Origin of the sequence: Bacillus sp. 3103sda1 (genome assembly GCF_024159135.1) — a bacterium.
GTDB classification, from domain to species: Bacteria; Bacillota; Bacilli; order Bacillales; family Bacillaceae_G; genus Bacillus_A; species Bacillus_A rhizoplanae.
On the sequence record NZ_JAMYWS010000001.1, the window covers coordinates 549,655 to 571,329 of the forward strand.

Sequence of the window (21,675 nt, forward strand, 5' to 3'; positions counted from 1 at the left end):
ATGCTTAGCTACGAAGTAATGACAAACCGTCTGTAAGAACCCGATTGGTTCAACTAACCTTTTGGAGAAGAGCGCTCCAAAAGGAAGTTTCACTTTATAAATCCTTCAATTCGTTCTGGATGTGTGTAAATATTGCAAGAATCACCACGAATAAAGCCAACGACAGTAATACCTAAATCATGGGCAAGTTCTAGAGCTAATTTTGTTGGGGCTGATTTTGATAGGACAATTTCACAGCCGATTTTTGCCACCTTGAGTAAAATTTCAGATGATATGCGGCCGCTAAAGGCAATTACTTTTCCATGTATTGAAATGTTATTACGTAAGCAATAACCGTAAATTTTATCTAAAGCGTTATGGCGTCCAATATCCATTCGTGAAATAATAATCTGTGTTGCATCACATAATGCAGTGTTATGTACACCGCCTGTTTCTTTAAAAGTAGTAGAGGATTGCTGTAGATCTTTCATTAAACGAAAGCAATCTTCGGGCTTGAGGGTAATATGAATATCGTGCATCGTTTTTGCTTTTGCAGCATCATTGACAAATACAAAGCCTTGTCTGCTTTTTCCGCAGCAAGATGTAACATACCGTTTGTTATAGCAAGTTTGATATAGTGGATTTGTCTGCGATGTTGTTACATGAGCAAATCCTTTTTCTTTTTGGATCCATAATTGTTCAATATGTTTATAGGAAGGAATAATACCTTCTGATATTAAGAAGCCAACAACCATATCTTCAATATGATCAGGTGTACAGACAATCGTTACATATTCTTCACCATTTAGTTTAATTGTAAGTGGATATTCTGTTACAATTTCGTCATCTTTTTGATGAAATGTACCATTTCGGTACTGAATCATTGGATATGTATCTTGAACAGACTCCATATAAAATTCCCCTTTATCGATTATTCTCCCATTTTTATCATAAAACAATAGAAAAAGAAAAGCATTCGTTTTGCATTTTTATTACATTCCTTGGTGATTATTTGTGTTCTACGATATAATAGAATAGTAGTAATATACATCAATTGTAAGCTTATTTTATACATCAAGAATCTAACTCTAAGAACTGTTTTCTGTTTTGAAAAAGAGCGTATAGCAACATTATTTTGAAAACGCATTCAAAATGTGGTTAAAACGTGTTGTACGGTTGGTTGTAAGGAGAGGGGAAAGATGTCAGAACACACAATTCGTGTAACTGTTGATGGTACAGAGTATATTTCATCTGGTAAGAAAACGATACTTCAGTTATTAAACGAAAGAGAACTTGAACACCCGCAAATTTGTCACGTGCCAGAAGTAGATCCGATTCAGACATGTGATACGTGTATTGTTGAAGTAAATGGGAAATTAATGCGTGCTTGCTCAACAAACCTTGAAGACGGTATGCATATTGAAAGAAAATCAAAGCGGGCGGTTGAGGCCCAAACAGAAGCGATGGATCGGTTACTGGAAAATCATTTATTGTACTGTACTGTTTGTGATAATAATAACGGAAATTGTAAGGTGCATAATACAGTGCATATGATGGGAATTGAAGAACAGAAATATCCATATGAACCAAAAGTTAGCGCTTCAGAAGTGGATATGTCTCATCCGTTTTATCGTTACGATCCAAATCAATGTATTGCATGCGGGCAATGTGTAGAAGTATGTCAAAACTTACAAGTAAACGAAACATTATCAATTGATTGGAATTTAGATCGTCCGCGTGTAATTTGGGATAATGGTGTATCGATTAATGATTCGTCTTGTGTAAGTTGTGGTCAATGTGTAACTGTTTGTCCATGTAATGCCTTAATGGAAAAGTCTATGCTTGGAGAAGCTGGCTTTATGACAGGGCTAAAACAAGATGTATTAAATCCAATGATTGATTTTGTTAAGGATGTAGAACCGGGTTATAGCAGTATTTTAGCTGTTTCGGAAGTTGAGGCGGCAATGCGTAAAACGAAAATAAATAAAACGAAAACCGTTTGTACGTTTTGCGGTGTAGGATGTTCATTTGAAGTATGGACGAAAGATCGTCAAATTTTAAAAGTACAGCCTGTATCAGATGCACCAGTAAACGGGATTTCAACGTGTGTAAAAGGAAAGTTTGGCTGGGATTTTGTAAATAGTGAAGAGCGTATTACAAAGCCGCTTATCCGTCAAGGAGACATGTTTGTTGAAGCAACCTGGGAAGAAGCGATGGAAGTTGTTGCAGCAAATATGAGTCATATTAAAAATCAATACGGCAGCGATGCTTTTGGTTTTATTTCTTCTTCTAAAGTAACAAATGAAGAGAACTATTTAATGCAAAAGCTTGCGCGCCAAGTATATGGAACAAATAACGTGGATAACTGTTCCCGTTACTGTCAATCACCAGCAACAGATGGTCTATTTAAAACTGTAGGCATGGGCGGTGACGCAGGGACAATTAAAGATATCGCAGAGGCTGGACTTGTTATTATTGTTGGGGCAAACCCAACAGAAGGTCATCCAGTTCTTGCAACGCGTGTGAAACGTGCACATAAACTACATGATCAAAAATTGATCGTGGCTGATTTACGTAAACATGAAATGGCAGAGCGTGCCGATTTATTTGTTCACCCGCGTCAAGGTACAGATTATGTTTGGCTTGCAGGTGTAACGAAATATATGATCGATCAAGATTGGCATGATAAAGCATTTTTGACCGAAAACGTAAAGAACTTTGATGAGTATAAAACGATGTTAGAGAAGTATACGCTTGATTATACAGAAAGTATAACGGGGATTTCTAAAGATACATTAAAAGAAATGGCAAAAATGATTCGTGATGCAGATGGAACGTGTGTACTTTGGGGCATGGGTGTTACCCAAAATACAGGTGGAAGTACAACATCTGCTGCTATCTCAAACTTGCTGCTTGTAACAGGTAACTACCGTCGTCCTGGTGCAGGAGCATACCCACTGCGTGGACATAATAACGTACAAGGTGCTTGTGATATGGCAACATTACCAAACTGGTTGCCTGGTTATCAAGCGATATCCGATGATGCACTGCGCGCGAAATTTGAAAGAGCATACGGCGTTTCTATTCCGAAAGAGCCAGGGTTAAATAATATTGCGATGCTGATTGCTGCAGAAGCAGGGGAATTACGTGGTATGTATGTCATGGGAGAAGAAATGGCATTAGTTGATTCTAACGCGAATCATGTGCAGCACATTTTAGAGAATCTTGATTTTCTTATTGTACAAGATATGTTCTTAACAAAAACAGCTCGTTTTGCAGATGTTATTTTACCGGCAGCACCAAGTTTAGAAAAAGAAGGAACATTTACGAATACAGAACGCCGCATTCAACGTTTATACGAAGTAATGCCGCCGCTTGGTGATTCGAAACCAGATTGGTGGATTCTTCAAAAGGTAGCTCGTACGCTAGGGGCAAATTGGAATTATGAACATCCAAGCGAAATTATGGATGAAATTGCATCGCTTGCTCCGTTATATTCACAGGCAACATATGACCGTTTAGAAGGATGGAATAGCTTGTGCTGGGGTAGCCATGATGGAAGTGATACACCATTATTATATGTAGATGGATTTAATTTTCCTGATAAAAAGGCACGTCTATCACTTAATGAATGGATACCGCCAGTCGAGGCGCCGGAAGAATATGATTTATTATTAAATAATGGCCGAATGCTCGAACATTTCCATGAGGGGAATATGACAAAAAAATCGGCAGGTATTTTATCGAAAATGTCAGAGGTATTTGTTGAGATTTCTCCAGAGCTAGCGATGGAGCGAAATGTGAAAGATGGTAGTCTCGTAGAACTTGCATCACCGTTTGGAAAAATAAAAGTTCCAGCACTTATCACAGATCGTGTAACTGGAAACGAATTATATTTACCGATGCATGCAACAGTAAATGAAGAAGCAATTAATATTTTAACAGGAACGGCGACAGATCTTTATACATGTACACCGGCGTATAAACAAACGCGTGTGAAAATGCGTGTGCTGCGTGAAACAGGAAATCGTCCGCTTCCAGCTTCCAACCCGCGAAATAAAAAACGTCATCCACAAAATGGTGTAGAAATAGAGAAGAAATGGCAACGAAAACAATATGTATCACTTGTGGATGAAAACTAGGGGGGAGCACTGTGGCAAAAGAAATTACGATGATTCAAAAAACGGTTTTAACAGAGGAACAAACAAAGCAACAACTATCTAAAGAGTTATTACAACAAGTAGAAGAGAATCAAGAGGCAATTGAAGAAACAATTCAATTGTTAGCGCAGCTTCAAAAAGCGGGATTGTTAGATGCTGCAGTGAGCTTGCTGGAAGCGAAAGAAGATGTTTCGAAAATTGCAATTGAACAACTAAACCGTGAACCAGTGAAAAATGCATTAAATAATATAATGGGTGCAGGAGAAGCGTTATCTTCAGTAGACCCAGAAGTGACCAAGCAAGTAACATCTAGTTTAGTTACAGGTTTACAATATGCAACAGATGAATTAAAAAAAGGCCAGAAAACAAGTGTGATGGATTTCTTTAAAGTATTACGAGATCCAGATATAAATCGAGCAATTACATTTGGATTTAACTTTTTGAAAGCATTTGGTCAAGGACTAGAAAAGAAGAAATGATGTGAAAAATAGGCTGCTAGCTAAATACTAGTAGCTTATTTTTTGTATAAAGAGATCTGTACTAAATTGTTGTCAGTATAAATAGGATGGTAGAAGAGTACAACAAAGGAGGCTCGGAATGGAACGGTATCGTATCATTGGGAAAAGTGTTAAGCGAAAAGAGAGTGCTGATAAGGTAACGGGAAGAGCGAAGTATATTAATGATGAAATAGAGGTTGGTACGCTATATGCGAAACTTCTTACTAGTACATATGCACATGCTTACATTAAGAGTATAGATATTCGTGAAGCGAAGAAAGTACAGGGCGTACATGCTGTGATGACAGGAGCAGATTATCCTATTCTTGTTGGTTCAAGTATCGTTGATTGTCCTCCGTTGGCCTTTGAGAAAGTGCGGTATTTTGGTGAACCTGTTGCGCTTGTTGTAGCGGATAATGAAGCGATTGCAAGAGAGGCAACGACACGAATCCGTGTGATATATGAAGAGCTTCCAGCTATTCGTTCGCCCTTGCAAGCCTATAACGAATCAAACATATTAGTCCATGAACATGTGGAACAATACAAATTAGAAGATAGAGTATACCCAAAACCAAATACAAATATTGCAAATCGGACGAAAATTCGTAAAGGGGATATTCAAAAAGGATTTGCTAACAGTGATGCGATTGTCGAGGAAACATTTTCTTTTCGGCAATCTGATCATGCAGCGATGGAAACACGGTGTGCTAGGGTAGAAATTAAGCCTAATGGAGACGTTATTGTTCATTCTACCTCACAGGCTCCTTTTGAAATCAAGAGGCTGTTAAGTAAAGCGTTTCAAATTGATGAAGGGAAAGTCATTGTATATGTACCGTTAGTCGGAGGCGCATATGGCGGAAAAACAGCGGTACAACTTGAATATTTAGCATATCTTGCTTCAAAAGCAGTAGGGGGAAGACGAGTTACTCTTCGAAATAGTAGGGAAGAAGATTTTATAACGTCTCCTGTTCATATCGGTTTACAAGCAAAAGTAAAGCTTGGATGCACAAAAGATGGAAAGCTGCAAGGAGCCGAAATTTTGTATTTATTTGACGGCGGTGCTTATGCTGATCGGGCAGTAAAAATGAGCCAGGCAGCTGGACTGGACTGCACAGGCCCATATGCTATCGAGAATGTTTGGTGTGATTCTCTTGCTATGTATACAAATCATACATATGCAACGTCGTTTAGAGGTTTTGGACATTCGGAGTATACGTTTGTAATGGAACGAACGATTGATATACTTGCTCAGAAGTTAGGGATGTGTCCGCTTAAGTTTCGCCTGAAAAATGCGATTAGACCAGGAGATACAACACCGACACAAATACCTGTCACATCAAGTAATACGGGAGATGTAACAGCGTGTTTACAAAAATTAAAATCGCTTATAAATTGGGAAGAGGGAAATAAAGTTGTTCTATCTAATGGCATGGTACGTACAAAAGGGATTAGCTGCTTCTGGAAAAATTCGACTACACCAAGTGATGCCGGAGCAGGTGCTGTGTTAACCTTTAACGGTGATGGTAGTGTAAATATCAATTGCGGTGCTGTTGAAATTGGGCAAGAAACAAAAACGGTGCTCACACAAATGGTTGCAGAGAAAATGAACATGAATGTTGATGATGTGCATATTATGATGGAAGTCAATACACAAGTTTCTCCAAAACATTGGAAAACAGCAGCAAGTCGAACGACACTCCTTGTCGGAAATGCGGTTGTAATGGCTGCAGAAGATGCAATGAGACAGTTGCGACAAACGGCTTCAAATTTACTTGGATACCCAGTGGAAGAATTAGAGATTGCAGGAAAACAAGTATATGTTAAAACGAATCCAAATATATATGTACCTTTTTCTAAAATTGTGTTTGGGTATGTAGATTCGAATGGAAATGTAAAAGGAACAGAAGTAGTAGGGAAAGGGAGTTACGTACTTGAGGGACTTACAGACATTGATTATGAGACAGGGAAAGGCAGACAAGGACCTGAATGGGGAGTAGGAGCGCAAGCAGTAGAAGTGGAGTTTAATCCTAAAGACTATACATATCGACTATTGAATGCTGTAACAGTTGCAGATGCGGGAACAGTTTTAAATAGAAAGGGAGCAGAGACGCAAATTATGGGAGCCATGAGTATGGGGCTAAGTTTTGCAACGCGAGAAACCTTTCACTATGATGCAAAAGAAAGGAACTTGAATCATCAGTTTCGTTCTTATAAAGTAATCCATTACGGACAACAGCCGAAGTATATAGTGGATTTTGTAGAGGTACCGCATGAGCAAGCTGCATTTGGTTCTAGAGGACTTGGGGAACATGGAATTATTGGCATGCCGGCAGCTTTAGCGAATAGTCTATCAATTGCGGCCGATATTTCACTGCGAAATTTACCGCTTATTCCGGAATTAATTTGGAAAGAAAAGCAAAAAAAGGAGAAGGGATTGTATGATACCATTTGATTTTGAGTATTATCGTCCGGATTCTATTCAAGAAGCTATTCGGTTATTTCAGCAGCTAGATAAAGAGGGAAAGAAGCCGCTCTACTATGGAGGCGGCACAGAAATTATTACGCTGGGGCGTTCGCAGCGGATTCGAACAAAAGCTGTTATTGATATAAAAGATATTCCGGAATGTAATGTTTGTGAATGGAAGGATGACAAACTTTTCCTTGGTGCAACATTGACGATAACGAATGTTCAAGAAGCGCAGGTTTTTCCGCTCCTTGGTGAAACTGCTGGCCGAGCTGCAGATCGCACAGCAAGAAATAAAATTACGATTGGTGGAAATGTCGCGGGAAGGATTAGATATAAGGAGGCGGTTCTGCCTTTTTTACTAGCTGATAGTACATTTGTCATTGCAGGAACAGAGGGTATGAAATATGTACCTGCTCACCAAGCCTTTGTGGAAAAATTACAATTACAAAAGGGCGAGTTTCTTGTACAAATCATTACAGATCGGCGGTATGTGACAGCGCCGTATTATAGTGTGAAAAAACGTCAACTAGAAAAAATTGATTATCCACTTGTGACGGTTGCAGCGATAAAATATGGAGACGAAATTCGGATGGCATGCAGCGGCTTATGTGCTTTTCCGTTTCGTTCACTTATTATGGAAGCTGCTTTAAATAATAAGCATATTTCATTAGAGAAAAGGATTGAACGCGCTTTAACTTATATTCCTGCTCCTGTGTTAGATGATATAAGAGGCTCACGTGCTTATCGTACATTTGTATTTCAGTATGTACTTCATGATATGCTGATTAAGCTTGAAGGAGTGGAAGAATCATGAGGAATGTCCAGCTTATTTTGCATGTAAATGGAGAAAGGCGAGAAGCAGTTGCCAGAATGGCTGATACGTTACTATATGTATTACGTCATGAACTTGATTTAACAGGAGCGAAGCCTGGCTGTGAAAATGGTGATTGTGGAGCTTGCACAGTTCTTGTTGATGGGACACCCATTAAGTCTTGTATTATGTTAGCCGTTGAAGCTGTTGGAAAGCAAATTACAACGATTGAAGGATTACAAGGAGCACCTATCCAACAAGCCTTTGAAGAGAAATGGGCTTTCCAATGCGGGTACTGTACACCAGGATTTATTATGAATTGCCATGGACTTGTTACACAAAGGCCTGATGCAGATGATCGAACCATTGAAGAATGGTTAAGTTCTAATATTTGCCGATGCACGAGTTATCAAGAAATTGAAGAAGCTGTAAAGTCTGTCTTACAAAAGCAGCGAGGGGATTCATAATGGCTTCCACATATGATGTATTAGAAGCGTTATTATGTTGTGAGAAACGCTGTGCATTAGCGACGATTATTCATGTTGAAGGATCGGCATATAGAAAAGAAGGAACGATGATGCTTTTCCGAGAAGATGGTACAAAAGTAGGAATGCTAAGTGCAGGTTGCATAGAAGAAGAACTTTCCTACTATGCTGCAGATGTTATGGAGCATAACACTTGGACTATTCATACATTTAATACGAAAGCAGAAGATGATTTGTCTTGGGGAGTAGGATGTAATGGTATCATTCATGTATTAGTAGAACATATAGATGATAACTATAAAGCGATTTTACAAGATTTATATATTCGCCTTGCAAATGGTTCCTCCGCTTGGATGGTGAAAAACCTTTCCTTAGAGCAAACTTTACTTATATATAATAATGGTAATACGCGTGGTAATTGGGAAGGACCTATTCCATCGACGACTTACTTGAAAAATGGTTTACAAGATACACATTATAGTCAACATTTTATACCAAAGCCCCGCCTTTTTATTTTTGGCGCAGGAGAAGATGCAAAGCCACTCGTTCGTTTTGCGAAGGAAACGAGCTTCTTTGTAACAGTTTGCGATTGGCGGGAGGCCTTATGTAATACCAATCACTTTCCAAATGCTGATGCATGTGTGGTTGGCTTTCCAGTAGAAATGATACAAAAACTTTCATTACATCCAAGTGATTTTCTTGTAATTATGACGCATCACTTTGAAAAAGATCGACAATTACTATCTCTCTTATTAGAAAAAAATGTTCGTTATATAGGTGTTTTAGGACCACGTCATCGTACAGAGCGCTTATTAGAAGGTAAACCAATCCCTCATCAACTCCATTTTCCTGTTGGAATTTCAATTGGTGCACAAGGTCCAAGTGAAATTTCCATTAGTATCATGGCTGAAATCATCGGGCAGTTGCGGGGGAAGTGAGATGAAGATCATTGGTGTATACTTGGCGGCTGGAAATAGTAGACGAATGGGACCGGGAATACATAAACTTTCTCTTCCTTTACATAATGAACCACTAGGTAATGCAGCCCTCAAAACTGCTTTATCCTCAAATCTCTCCGATATTATTATTGTCACAAATGATGCGAATTGGGTTTCACAATCATTACGATATGAGAACGTGCACATTCTTTCTTGTTCCCACTCTAGTCAAGGACAATCATATTCACTTCGCTGCGGTGTTAAGAAAGCAATGCATATGAAAGCGGATGGAATTGTTGTCTTACTTGCTGATCAACCCTTTATTAAAACAGAGCTAATTAATGAATTAATAGATTGTTATAAACAAAATGAAACGGCCTATTATGTAGCAGCAAAGTATCGTGGAATTGCAAGACCGCCTGTTTTGTTTGCAAAGAAAACATTGCCTTTCTTGCAAACGTTAAAAGGTGACCAAGGAGCTCGTACTATTTTTCAAGAGTCATTTGTAAAGGGCATAACGATATCATATGAAGAAGCGGCCTTTTTTTATGATGTGAATAGTTGGAGTGATTATACGAAAATAATAAAGTGATGAATGTATTTGGTACAAGAAAATAAGCAAAAAATACTCAATGATAAAAAAGCCTTAGAAAAAAATTGAGCAACGAATCGAACAACGTTATATAACAAAAAAACTAGCCTAGTAATGGCTAGTTTTTTATTCATGCACTAGTTGGCATAAAATCTAATTATTGGAAGTCATTCTTCTTGGCACTTATTTTTCTTCCACATATATTTCTTAGATGTTCCCCACTACATTCATTCTTGAGAGGATGATAATATTAGCATATCCAAGTTTGGCAAATTTCTCATACCAGAGCCTTGAATTTCTTTCATTTTATTTGTATCAATAATATGGATTGTTCGATCAGAAAGTTTAATTATTCCATCCTTATTCCATTTTTGGATAATTTTATTTACGGTAATACGAGATGTGCCAATGTAACGGGCAAATGATGTTTGATTAATGGTAAACTTACCATTTTCGTTAACAAGCTTTAGTAAATAGTGTGCCATTTGTTGCTCAACAGGGCTATCAAGAAAAGCAATAATTTCTGCCAATAATCTGAATTTATAAATTAAGGAATTTGTAAATATGGTTGTTGCATTGGGGTGTTTTTTACATATTTTTGTTAATGCTTCATCAGAGAAATGATACAAAACTGAAGGGGATGTTGTGATTGCAGTAGTTAAATAGGATTCTTTATTAATTCCATTCTCCCCAAACAGCATACCTTCTGGAACATAGTTAACGGTACGCTCTTCTCCTTTATCGGATAGAATTGTAATTTTTATTTCTCCTCTGCTTAAGTAATAAAATCCTTTTCCGCCGCTTCCTTGGTGGTAAATAACTGTATTTTCTTTCATCTCCATAAATTTTCCATATTTTAAAAATGGACTCCATGCGTAGCGAAGATTTAACATTCGAACCCCTTTTCTGATAAATAATGTGTTTTTTCTTAAGGCTATGCTTACTTTAGGTAATACAACAGAAATTTTATATTTCAAATAATTCCCCTCTTGTTATCTCTACCGAAGTGGATAATTAAGGAATATACACTAAATGAATGTTAGAGGAAAAAGTTTGTACTATATGCGTTAAGCACAAGTGTCTATGAATTGATAACATAGTTTCTTAACAAATCTGGATTTGTAATTATAAATTTTCGCTTTTGAATGTCTATTATATTTTCTTTCTGCCATTGTTTTAATATTTTGTATACAGTTATTCGTGTTAAGCCTGTACACTTCACGAGATCTTGTTGTGTTAGAAGAACTTCGTAATTTTTAAATTCATAACAAATATTTAGAAGGATTGAGGCAATTTGTTTCTCTGCAGAATGCGTGTTTAAATGAATTTGCTCAGTAAGAATGCGCATTTTTTGGATTACCGTTTTTGCAAAAAGGTTTAATAACGTTGGATGTAAGTTTATGAGTTCCTGGAACCTTTCATAAGAAAAATAATAGAGTATGGAGTCTTTTGCTGTTATAGCCGTTGTAAAGTGAACCTGTCGATCCATTGTTTGGACACCTAATAATTGGCCAGGGACTACGATATTTAACATACGGTCACTTTCCTTTGTTGTAGAGGTAATCACTTTAACTAAGCCCTTATGAACATAGTAAAAGCCATCTCCGATTGTACCCTGTTCATATACCACTGTTTTTTCCTTGAAAAATTGCCTAGTTCCAAATTTTAAATACTCATTCCAAATAATGTGATTATTAAAGAACATAATCATAGTATTCACTCCTAGAATATTTATTTTTGAAAATTAAGAATATTTATTCTGGATCTATCAGAACTGCCCCCGCTTTATAAGGAAATAAAAGTAATTGGTACCATAATATTTAGCTATATTAAATTGGTTTTCAATGAATATTCTTTGATGGGGAATCTACTGCACATATAATTGGTAGCGCTTTCTTTTTAAGGGATTTGATTACCTTTTATAGGATAAGACTCTTTAAATCATTTCTATCATACCTGCGCCGAAAAAAATTAAAAATGTTAAATACTTTACACTAGTTTAAATTTAAATGTATTTAAAATCAATATAACACAGATTATTATCTGAAAAATCAATAAAATGTTAACTAGATTACAGTTGTCCAAATGATTCATCACTATAATATGCCTTAGGTAAGCAATATCAATTGAGATCTGTAAAAAATTTTGAAGGAAGTGGCAAATGAAAGGACATTAAAAGCAGCTTATCGATAATTTACTGAGTCTTCAGTGGAATTATCGAGCGATGATTTAAGTTAATCTTGTTTAAAGAGAATATTATTTGAAATCAAAGAGATGAAAAGATAAAAAACTATAAAATTATAAAACTAGGAGGATTGTTATGGGAATCCGTACAGGTGATCAATATATTAATGCTGTAAAGTCTCGAAAACCAGAGGTATGGCTCGCAGGAAAAAAAGTTGAAAACGTGTTTGATGAGCCAGTATTAAAACAGACGGTGCTAGAAATCGCAAAGCTATATGATATGCAACATAATCCGGAATATCAAGATAAGATTACCCACATCTGTGAAGAAACTGGAGAAAGAGTGAACAATGCGTTTTTGGTTCCAAAAAACTATGAAGATTTAACGAAACGCAGGGCGGCATTTGAAGCTTATGCAAAGGCTACTTTTGGTTTAATGGGAAGATCTCCGGACTTTTTAAACATAGTAATTACCTCAATGTATAGTAATTCTGACTTTTTTGAAGGATACAATAAGCAATGGGCTGAAAATATACGCAAATATTATCGCCATGTTCGCGATAATGATTTGTTTTTAACACATGCCATTATCAATCCTCAAAATGACCGAAGCAAATCTTCTCATGAGCAACAGGATATGTTCACTCATTTAGGAGTCGTTGAAGAGACGTCTGAAGGACTTGTCGTGAGAGGTGCTAAATTTTTAGCTACACTTGCTCCTGTCACAGACGAAGTTATTATCTATACCTTCCCAGGATACAAACCTGGTGATGAACGTTATGCGCTATCATTTGCGCTGCCAATTGATACGCCAGGTCTTCGAATCATTTGCCGTGAACCGATGCAGGATGGAACCCGTCCGTTGTTCGATCATCCATTAGCATCACGCTTTGAAGAAATGGATGCGCTGTTAGTCTTTAAGGATGTTTTAGTTCCTTGGGATCGAGTATTTATTTATAACAATGTGGAAGCCGCAAACCTTCTTTATCCAAAAACAGGAATCGCACAGCAGCCAGCGCATCAGTCTGCAGTGAGAGGGCTCTTAAAACTTCAATTTGCTACAGAAGTAACATGCAGGTTAGCTGATTCAATTGGAGTAGATGGATTTTTACATGTTCAAGAAAGCCTTGGGGAGTTACTCCAAGCTGTGGAATCCATAAGGGCATTATTGCGTGTTGCAGAGTATGAGTATGAGACTAATCCTAAGGGTGAGGCTATGCCAAATTGGGAGCCTCTTGAAACGATTCGTGGTTTATTGCCAAAGATGTATCCGCGTGCCATTGAACTGATGCAAACTATAGGAGCTGGCGGATTATTGTTGTCTCCAACTGGTGCTGATTTTGAAAGTCCGGAATTGAGAGAAGATATGGATCGTTATTATGTTGGAAGAGCGGGCGTATCTGCAACAGAACGTGTAAGCGTATTCAAATTAGCTTGGGATTTGTGCGGCGAAGCTTTCGGTCAACGATTACTTCAATATGAACGTTATTATACAGGTGACCCAATCCGGAAAAAAGCTATATTTTACAATTCAATTAAACGTCAGCGTACATTTGATATGGTTGATGACGCATTACAAGTAAGTAAGTTGAAAGAAATAGTAACAAATAAATAGATATAGAGTTTATCTGTAAATACATGAAATTTGTGTTCACGATTCAACTTGAAACAGCTTTTAATCCCAAGAGGAGGCGGGGGATATGGAAACGCATGTAAATGAAATTTTAAGGTTACCGGGATCGGTGATAGCAATTGGCGCTTTTGATGGAGTTCATCAAGGACACCAAGCTGTGATTAGAGAAGCGGTGAAAAAAGCTAGGATTCTAGGGGTACCAAGTGTGGTATATACTTTTGATCCGCCTCCTCGACATTGTTTCCAAGGTGCACGTATTTTGACACCAGTTCCAAAAAAATTGGTTCGATTGGAACAGTTGGGAATAGATCATGTAATCATTGCAAGGTTCGATGAATTATATGCTAGTCGCCACCCTCTTGATTTTATTAAAAATTTAATGAATCTGAATCCTTTAGAAATCATGGTGGGAGAAGATTTCCGCTTTGGAAAAAACAGGGGAGGGGATATAAATCTTCTGGCACAGCATTTTTGTGTTCAAATTGCTCAACCTGTTTGTTGTTCAGATGGAATCCTGATTTCGTCTACTAGAATACGTCAATTGATTTCCAAAGGAGACATCAAACAATCTTATTCTTTATTAGGATGGCCGCTTGGAAGCTAGGGTTTGAAAGAATTAATATTGTCCATCGTCGTTATGATGAAGGGGAAATTTGGAGGTTAACCTGGATAAATCGATATATTAAGAGTTTTATTCGATAGAGTAGGGTAATGAAGAGTTTTTAGGAGGATAGATTAGGATGAAATTATTGGGTATATCCGGAACGATTATTGGTGCGAAACCGCGTATTGTCGTGGAAAAAGTATTAGAGGAAGCGAAGCGTCTGCATCCTGAAATTGAAGTGGAATTGTTAGATTTGAAGGATTATAATGTCCAGTTTTGTGATGGCCGAGATCCATCCACTTACAATGAGGATACGAAAAAGGTTATAGATATGGTTTCTTCGGCTGATTTTTATATTATTGGTACTCCGATTTTTCAGGGATCTCTCACAGGAGCTCTAAAAAACCTATTTGACTTGATCCATCCACAAGCTCTTCGCCATAAAGTGATGGGATTTATTGCTACAGGGGGGACTTATCAACATTACCTGGTGATTGAAAATCAATTAAAACCAATCGCTGGTTACTTCCGTGCCTATGTGGCACCGGGCTCTGTTTACGCTCATACCGATCATTTTAATAAGCAGAATGAAATAGTGGATGAGGAAGTATTAAGCAGAATTGCGGATTTGGCTAAAGAAGTAGTATTGATGCAAAAAGGATTAAAGAATAATGCATTAGCTCCGTTGTAATGCGTCTGAATGGTAATTTGGTTTTTAATTTTGTAAACGGGGGATTCCAATGCCTATTGTTGAACTGAAAATTATCGAGGGTCGAGATCAAGAAGTAAAAGAACGTTTGATTGAGAATGTAACACAAACGGTATCCGAAACGTTAGCGGTTTCTCCTGAAAGGGTTAGGGTATTAATTTACGATATTCCATCGACACACTGGGCAATTGGTGGAACAACGGTGGAAAAAAGAAGAGGCTGAAAATAGAAAACATTCATCTTTGTTTTCGCTTCAAAATAAAGTGTCAAGAAATACAGCCAATATTAAATGATATGAGGAGTGTATAAAACGATGAAAATGACGAGCGCATTCAAACCGATTAATTTGTGGAAGTTTATCGAGGAAAATAAAGATCAGCTAAAACCACCAGTAAATAATAAAGTGATTTGGAAAGATTCAGAGTTAATGTTTATGGTACTTGGAGGCCCGAATAAACGACGTGATTTTCACGTAGATCCCTCAGCGGAAATTTTCTATCAACTACAAGGAGATTGTTACGTTGAAATTATTAATGAAGAAGGAAAGCGAGAAGTAATCACTGTAAAAGAAGGAGAAGTATTTTTACTCCCTCCGAATGTTCCACATTCTCCACACAGGGTTGCTGATACAATCGGTATTGTTATAGAACGTAACAGGAATGAAGGTGAATTAGAGGATTTTGTATGGTTCTGCGATGAGTGTGATTCTGAAATGCATCGGATTAGTGTTCAATTAACCAATATTGAAGTTCAAGTAAAAGAAGCCATCAACCAGTTCAATGGTAGCCTGGAATTGCGAACATGCAAACATTGCGGACATGTTATGTCGCCGGAAGCGAGTGAATGGAAATGCGAATAGATTTTCATACACATATTATTCCGGAAAGCTTTCCGGACTTTGCCGAGAAGTATGGAGGGGAACGCTGGCCGGTGCTGCAACGGACGTGTACGTGCGGTGCATCTATTATGGTGGGAGGAAAGAACTTCCGCGATGTAACCGATCAGGTGTGGTGTCCTGAAAAACGTATAGCGGATATGGATCGTGAAGGAGTAGACATTCAAGTATTGTCACCGATTCCTGTTACTTTTTCTTATTGGGCGGAGCCGAAGCATGCGGCGGAAATGGCACGAATTCAAAATGACTTCATTGCCGAAACGGTTGCCAAGTATCCCGATCGCTTCGTTGGATTAGGGACGGTTCCGATGCAGGATGGACCAACCGCTGTAAAAGAGATGGAACGCTGCATGAACGAATTACAGCTGCATGGGATTGAAATCGGTACGAACGTAAACGGCCAAAATTTAGATGATCCTTCCTTCATCGAATTTTTCCAAATGGCTGAGAAGTGGGGAGTGCCTCTTTTTATTCATCCATGGGAAACGTTAGGCCGTGATCGAATGCCGAATCATAATTTCATGTACACAGTAGGGATGCCGAGTGAAACGGCTCTTGCTGCGGCGACGTTAGTATGGAGCGGTATCATGGAGAAGTTTTCAAGATTGAAAGTTTGTTTTGCGCATGGAGGCGGATCCTTCCCATACATACTTCCTCGATTAGATAAAGGGTGGGAAGTATGGCCGCATTTACGGTTGACGACACATCCTCCAAGTCACTATGCAAAGCAGTTTTATTTTGATTCGTTAAATTATGACCCACTAAATATTAAATACATGATTGAGCGTTTCGGACATGAGAAGATTTTCATGGGTTCGGATTATCCGTTTTTGCTTCGTGAAATCGACCCTGGAAAAGTCATCAACGAAACGATTGAATTAACAGAGCAGCAAAAAGTAGATATGCTGGGCGGCAATGCTGCCAAGTTTTTAAATATTGAAAAGAAGAAAAGAGGAGCTGTCTATGCCAACAGTGCAAACGCCGGAGAGTAGATTAAAGGAAATGGGATTAACGCTGTCACCCGTTCGTTCTGCGGTAGGAAATTACGTGAGCTGCGTACGGACAGGAAACTTATTGTTTACAGCTGGACAGGGTGTTGACCAATATCATGGGAAATTGGGAAGAGATTTGACAGTTGAAGAGGGTTATCTGGCCGCCCGTCAATCGATGCTAAATTTATTGAGTGCTGTCAGCCATGAGCTGGGCGGGTTAAGCAAAGTGAAGCGTGTTGTCAAAATTCTTGGATTTGTGAATAGTACGGAAGATTTTACGTCTCAGCCTAAAGTGATGGATGGGGCTTCTGACTTGCTTGTGAAAGTATTCGGCGAAAAAGGGAAGCATGGCCGCTCTGCAGTGGGAATGGCCCAATTGCCGAACAATACAGCCGTTGAAATTGAAATGATTTTAGAGATTGAGGAATAGGAGGAGGGATCGTATGAGCAATATTTTAGAAAATCAAATAAAAATCAAGGACGCAAAGCTATTTATTAATGGCGAATATATAGACTCGATTTCCGGAGAGACATTCGATACGATCGATCCTTCGACCAATCGAAAGTTAGCATCTGTGGCGAATGCAAATGAGCAAGATGTTGAAAAGGCAATTAAAGTGGCTCAGCACACGTTTGAAAGTGGTATTTGGAGTGAAATGCCAGTTGAAGAGAGATCGAAAATTCTTTGCAGAATGTCTGATCTTGTGATGGAAAGAGTCGATGAGTTAGCTATAATCGAAACGCTTGATGTAGGGAAGCCAATTAAAGAGAGCCGGGGTTTTGATATTCCTAGAGCGGCATCCAATCTACGTTTCTTTGCCGAAATGGCCAAATATATCAATCACGAACATTATGATCAATCTAAGCACATGAGCTATTCGAAATATGCACCAGCAGGTGTAACGAGCTTGATCATTCCATGGAATCTTCCTTTTATGCAAATGACTTGGAAGGCATCCGCAGCATTAGCTGCCGGGAATACCGTGATTGTGAAGCCAGCTTCTTATACTCCTCTCAGTGCTGTGATGTTAGGGGAGATTGCTAATGAAGCAGGTCTTCCTCCGGGTGTATTGAATATTATTACAGGTCCAGGTGGAACGGTTGGTACAGCAATGACGACTCACCCTCATGTTCGACGTATTTCTTTTGTTGGGGAAACTACTACTGGAAAAACGGTTATGAAGAATGCAGCTTCCCAGTTAATTCCTGTATCACTTGAATTAGGTGGAAAGTCAGCTAACATTGTTTTTGAAGATGCAGACCTGGATGAGGCAGTAAAAGGTTCAATTGAGGCCATTTTTAGGAATCAAGGAGAAATATGCTTAGCTGGATCCCGCTTATTGGTACAAGAAAGTGTGTATGATAAATTCCTAGAAAAGTTTGTTGAGGCTGTGAGGAAGATTAAAGTTGGAAATCCATTGGATGAAGATACAGATATGGGTGCTCTTGTTTCCAGTGGTCATTTGGAAACAGTGGATAATTATGTACAAATCGGGATTTCTGAAGGTGCGAAGCTTGCTATTGGCGGTAAGCGGGTTGAGGGATTGACTGAAGGGAATTTCTACGAGCCGACTGTTTTCTACGATGTAGATAATAAGATGAGGATAGCGCAAGAAGAAATTTTTGGTCCTGTATTAGTTGTGATTCCGTTCAAAACAGAAGAACAAGCGATCCAAATTGCAAATGACTCTATTTATGGTCTTGCGGGTGTCGTTTGGACAAATGATTTACGACGTGCTAATCGTGTAGCATCTCGAGTGAATTCAGGATTGCTATGGATCAATTGTTGGTACCATAGGGATTTAAGAACACCTTTCGGAGGATCGAAGGCGAGCGGAATTGGCAGGGAAGGCGGACGCCATAGCTTTGAATTCTACACTGAAGCGAAAACTATAACAATGAAGTTATAAATTTCAAAACATAAAAGGTGGCCTATAAGCCACTTTTTATGTATCTAAGCAAACAAGGAAGGAGCAAATATATGAAACTATTAATTGAAGAACTTGCGAATGAATTGATAGAAGCGGAGCAAAGCAAACATCCGATTGCCCCTCTTACGCAGCGATATTCCGAATTAAATACTACGGACGCTTACCAAATTCAGCTGGCAGTCATGGAGAAAAAGAAAAAAGAAGGGCGTCAAATTATTGGTAAAAAAGTAGGGCTGACCAGTATAGCTATGCAGGAAATGCTTGGGGTCGATGAACCTGATTATGGTCATTTATTTGATGATATGCAGGTATCTGATGGTGAGGTCGTAAAAATAAGCGATTTGGTTAGTCCGAAAGTAGAGGCGGAAATTGGTTTCATTCTCAGTCAAGACTTGACAGGCCCGAATGTCAACTATCTTGATGTATTGATGGCTACTAAGTATGTAGTACCAACAATTGAGATTATTGATAGCCGCATTGAGGATTGGAAGATTCAATTAGTAGATACCGTCGCCGACAATGGTTCTTCAGCCAAAGTAGTTGTAGGAAACAAGCTGAGTACGGTCGATGGTTTGGATTTGCGAAGTGTAGGGATGGTCCTTTATAACAATGAGGAACTGGTAGCAACGGGTGCAGGAGCTGCAGCCCTTGGACATCCGGCACAGGCGGTCGCATGGTTAGCGAATAAATTGTACGAGTTTGGTATTGGACTTAAAGCGGGAGAATTGATACTTCCTGGAGCTCTTTCCGGCGCACTGACCGTTAAGCAAGGGGATACCATTTCAGCCCACTTCGGTCCTCTTGGTTCTGTTTCTGTAACATTTGAGTAAAGGGAGGTTGTTATTGTGAGTAAAATTAAAGCGGCTATTATCGGTTCGGGCAATATCGGTACGGACCTTATGTATAAGCTCGAAAGAAGTGAAGTAATCGAATTGACCACCATGATTGGTATCGATCCTGAATCCGATGGATTGAAACGAGCAAAAGATCGAGGTTACCACGTGTTAGTGAACGGAATTCAAGGCTTAGTGGATAATCCTGATTTGGCACATATTGTGTTTGATGCGACATCAGCCAAGACCCATGTCAGACATGCGAAAATCCTTAAAGAATTGAGGAAACTTGCAATTGACCTTACTCCTGCTGCCAGAGGACCATTTGTGAGTCCAGCTGTCAATTTGGGTACCAGCCTGCATGCCGAGAATGTCAATATGATTACATGCGGTGGACAGGCGACAATTCCAATTGTACACGCTGTTAATCGTGTAGCTGATGTATCATATGCTGAAATTGTCGCTACCATTTCAAGCAAAAGCGCGGGACCGGGAACGCGTGCTAATATTGATGAGTTTACGATTACGACACGCCGAGGAATTGAAGAAGTGGGAGGTGCCGATCGAGGAAAGGCAATCATCATCCTAAACCCGGCAGAGCCTCCAATTCTCATGCGCGACACAGTCTACTGTGAAGTAAAGAATATGGATAAAGAAGCGATTCGCAAGTCTATTTATGACATGGTGGAGACTGTGCAGCAGTATGTGCCGGGGTATCGACTCAAACAGGAACCTTTATTTGATGAAGGTCGAGTGACGGTTTTCCTTGAGGTAGAAGGAGCAGGGGACTACTTCCCGAAATATGCGGGGAATTTGGATATTATGACTGCTGCAGCGACACGCGTAGCCGAGGATTTTGCACGCAATATTTTGAATAAGAAAACCGTTGGAATTGCTGCAAGTGAAGAATAGTCAGAAAGGAAGAGGTGATCACCGATGAATCGTAAAAGCGATAAACCTATAAAAATTACGGAAGTATGTTTACGCGACGGAAGCCATGTCATGGCACATCAATATACGGAGGAACAGGTTCGAAAAATTACTCGTGCACTGGATGATGCAGGCATGCACTATATTGAGGTTAGTCATGGTGATGGATTAGGAGGTTCGACACTTCAATACGGCCGTTCTCTTGTTGATGAAATGAAATTGATTGAAGCTGCTGTAGAAGAGTGTAAGCAGGCGAAGGTTGCGGTCCTGTTGCTACCGGGAATCGGTACTGTTCATGATCTGAAGCAGGCAAGGGAACTCGGAGCAGGGTTGGTTAGAGTTGCGACGCATGTAACAGAAGCAGATGTATCAGCTCAGCATATTGGTAAGGCACGTGAGTTGGGAATGGAAACATTAGGATTTCTTATGATGGCTCATATGGCTCCTGTAGAGAAGTTAGTGGAACAAGCCAAACTGATGGAAAGTTATGGTGCTCAAGCAGTGTATGTGACCGATTCGGCCGGTGCTCTTTTGCCTGATCAAGTTCGTGAACGAATCAGCGCCCTTCGTAATTCCCTAGACATTGAGATTGGTTTTCACGGACACAATAATTTATCTGTTGCCGTTGCCAATACCCTTGTGGCCATTGAAGAGGGTGCAACGCGAATTGATGGCAGTATTCGCTGTTTAGGAGCGGGTGCGGGAAATACACAGACGGAAGTCTTATTAGCTGTATTGGATCGAATGGGAATCGATGTAGGAATGGATCTTTACAAAATGATGGATGCTGCTGAGAATATTGTGGGACCTTTGCTTCCTCGGCCACAGGAGATTAATAAAGGAAGCTTGGTTCTGGGGTATGCCGGTGTTTACTCCAGCTTCCTCCTTCACGCGGAACGGGCGAGCAAGCGGTTTGGCCTTGATCCAAGGGATATCCTAATTGAACTTGGAAAGAGAAACGTGGTTGGGGGTCAAGAAGACATGATCCTTGATGTGGCAGCCGAATTGGCGAGAGCCCAAAAAGTGGAGGTGTAA

Annotated in this window: 22 protein-coding genes; 19 read left to right on the forward strand and 3 right to left on the reverse strand. The window is 39.2% G+C overall.

Going from position 1 to position 21,675, the window contains the following annotated elements; translation table 11 throughout:
• Positions 1–89: 89 nt before the first annotated feature.
• Positions 90–890, reverse strand: a complete 801-nt coding sequence (gene fdhD, locus NKR74_RS02805) for a formate dehydrogenase accessory sulfurtransferase FdhD (RefSeq protein WP_098308987.1) — start codon at positions 888–890, stop codon at positions 90–92.
• Between the two features lie 288 nt (positions 891–1,178).
• Between fdhD and fdhF the strand changes: the two genes are divergently transcribed.
• From fdhF to NKR74_RS02845, 8 genes are all read left to right on the forward strand, one after another.
• Positions 1,179–4,121 carry a formate dehydrogenase subunit alpha gene (gene fdhF, locus NKR74_RS02810; RefSeq protein ID WP_253628558.1) on the forward strand — a complete coding sequence of 981 codons (2,943 nt, stop codon included), beginning with the start codon at positions 1,179–1,181 and terminating at the stop codon, positions 4,119–4,121.
• An 11-nt stretch (positions 4,122–4,132) separates the two neighbouring features.
• Positions 4,133–4,618 carry a helical membrane plugin domain-containing protein gene (locus tag NKR74_RS02815; RefSeq protein WP_253628559.1) on the forward strand — a complete coding sequence of 162 codons (486 nt, stop codon included), beginning with the start codon at positions 4,133–4,135 and terminating at the stop codon, positions 4,616–4,618.
• A 118-nt stretch (positions 4,619–4,736) separates the two neighbouring features.
• Positions 4,737–7,088, forward strand: coding sequence for a xanthine dehydrogenase family protein molybdopterin-binding subunit (locus NKR74_RS02820; RefSeq protein ID WP_253628560.1), 2,352 nt, complete (start codon positions 4,737–4,739; stop codon positions 7,086–7,088).
• Positions 7,075–7,917: an FAD binding domain-containing protein gene (locus tag NKR74_RS02825; protein WP_253628561.1), complete on the forward strand. Its 843-nt coding sequence runs from the start codon at positions 7,075–7,077 to the stop codon at positions 7,915–7,917. The genes NKR74_RS02820 and NKR74_RS02825 overlap by 14 nt, the downstream gene beginning before the upstream one ends.
• On the forward strand, positions 7,914–8,381 hold the full coding sequence (locus NKR74_RS02830; protein ID WP_098308992.1) for a (2Fe-2S)-binding protein: 468 nt from the start codon (positions 7,914–7,916) through the stop codon (positions 8,379–8,381). The genes NKR74_RS02825 and NKR74_RS02830 overlap by 4 nt, the downstream gene beginning before the upstream one ends.
• A complete protein-coding gene (locus NKR74_RS02835) occupies positions 8,381–9,337 on the forward strand; it encodes an XdhC family protein (protein WP_253628562.1) in 957 nt (318 codons plus the stop codon). The genes NKR74_RS02830 and NKR74_RS02835 overlap by 1 nt, the downstream gene beginning before the upstream one ends.
• A 1-nt stretch (position 9,338) precedes the next feature.
• The gene (locus tag NKR74_RS02840) at positions 9,339–9,929 is read left to right on the forward strand and encodes a nucleotidyltransferase family protein (protein WP_253628563.1); all 591 of its coding nucleotides are present in this window, start codon (positions 9,339–9,341) and stop codon (positions 9,927–9,929) included.
• A 3-nt stretch (positions 9,930–9,932) separates the two neighbouring features.
• Complete coding sequence (locus NKR74_RS02845; protein ID WP_253631069.1) at positions 9,933–9,998, forward strand: FbpB family small basic protein; 66 nt, start codon at positions 9,933–9,935, stop codon at positions 9,996–9,998.
• A 158-nt stretch (positions 9,999–10,156) separates the two neighbouring features.
• Here the strand turns inward: NKR74_RS02845 and NKR74_RS02850 are convergent, their stop codons facing one another.
• The gene (locus NKR74_RS02850) at positions 10,157–10,822 is read right to left on the reverse strand and encodes a Crp/Fnr family transcriptional regulator (RefSeq protein ID WP_098309101.1); all 666 of its coding nucleotides are present in this window, start codon (positions 10,820–10,822) and stop codon (positions 10,157–10,159) included.
• 188 nt (positions 10,823–11,010) lie between these two features.
• Positions 11,011–11,640, reverse strand: coding sequence for a Crp/Fnr family transcriptional regulator (locus NKR74_RS02855; RefSeq protein WP_253628564.1), 630 nt, complete (start codon positions 11,638–11,640; stop codon positions 11,011–11,013).
• A 609-nt stretch (positions 11,641–12,249) separates the two neighbouring features.
• Here NKR74_RS02855 and NKR74_RS02860 point away from each other — a divergent pair.
• The 11 genes from NKR74_RS02860 (at position 12,250) to dmpG (ending at position 21,675) form a co-directional block, all read left to right on the forward strand.
• Entirely contained in the window at positions 12,250–13,728 is a 1,479-nt protein-coding gene (locus tag NKR74_RS02860; protein WP_098308996.1) for a 4-hydroxyphenylacetate 3-hydroxylase family protein, read from the forward strand.
• An 85-nt stretch (positions 13,729–13,813) separates the two neighbouring features.
• Complete coding sequence (locus NKR74_RS02865) at positions 13,814–14,350, forward strand: FAD synthetase (RefSeq protein WP_253628565.1); 537 nt, start codon at positions 13,814–13,816, stop codon at positions 14,348–14,350.
• 136 nt (positions 14,351–14,486) lie between these two features.
• Positions 14,487–15,041 (forward strand): NADPH-dependent FMN reductase, encoded by a 555-nt coding sequence (locus NKR74_RS02870; RefSeq protein ID WP_098308998.1) that lies wholly within the window; start codon positions 14,487–14,489, stop codon positions 15,039–15,041.
• Between the two features lie 49 nt (positions 15,042–15,090).
• Positions 15,091–15,282, forward strand: coding sequence for a tautomerase family protein (locus NKR74_RS02875; RefSeq protein WP_098308999.1), 192 nt, complete (start codon positions 15,091–15,093; stop codon positions 15,280–15,282).
• 96 nt (positions 15,283–15,378) lie between these two features.
• Positions 15,379–15,918 carry a 3-hydroxyanthranilate 3,4-dioxygenase gene (locus NKR74_RS02880; RefSeq protein ID WP_098309102.1) on the forward strand — a complete coding sequence of 180 codons (540 nt, stop codon included), beginning with the start codon at positions 15,379–15,381 and terminating at the stop codon, positions 15,916–15,918.
• Positions 15,909–16,946 carry an amidohydrolase family protein gene (locus NKR74_RS02885; protein WP_253631070.1) on the forward strand — a complete coding sequence of 346 codons (1,038 nt, stop codon included), beginning with the start codon at positions 15,909–15,911 and terminating at the stop codon, positions 16,944–16,946. The genes NKR74_RS02880 and NKR74_RS02885 overlap by 10 nt, the downstream gene beginning before the upstream one ends.
• Positions 16,918–17,376, forward strand: a complete 459-nt coding sequence (locus NKR74_RS02890) for a RidA family protein (protein ID WP_098309001.1) — start codon at positions 16,918–16,920, stop codon at positions 17,374–17,376. The genes NKR74_RS02885 and NKR74_RS02890 overlap by 29 nt, the downstream gene beginning before the upstream one ends.
• Positions 17,377–17,389: 13 nt before the next feature.
• A complete protein-coding gene (locus NKR74_RS02895; RefSeq protein WP_098309002.1) occupies positions 17,390–18,856 on the forward strand; it encodes an aldehyde dehydrogenase in 1,467 nt (488 codons plus the stop codon).
• Positions 18,857–18,927: 71 nt separating this feature from the next.
• Positions 18,928–19,707, forward strand: coding sequence for a 2-keto-4-pentenoate hydratase (locus tag NKR74_RS02900; protein WP_253628566.1), 780 nt, complete (start codon positions 18,928–18,930; stop codon positions 19,705–19,707).
• 15 nt (positions 19,708–19,722) lie between these two features.
• A complete protein-coding gene (locus NKR74_RS02905) occupies positions 19,723–20,622 on the forward strand; it encodes an acetaldehyde dehydrogenase (acetylating) (protein WP_253628567.1) in 900 nt (299 codons plus the stop codon).
• Positions 20,623–20,646: 24 nt separating this feature from the next.
• On the forward strand, positions 20,647–21,675 hold the full coding sequence (gene dmpG / locus NKR74_RS02910) for a 4-hydroxy-2-oxovalerate aldolase (protein ID WP_253628568.1): 1,029 nt from the start codon (positions 20,647–20,649) through the stop codon (positions 21,673–21,675).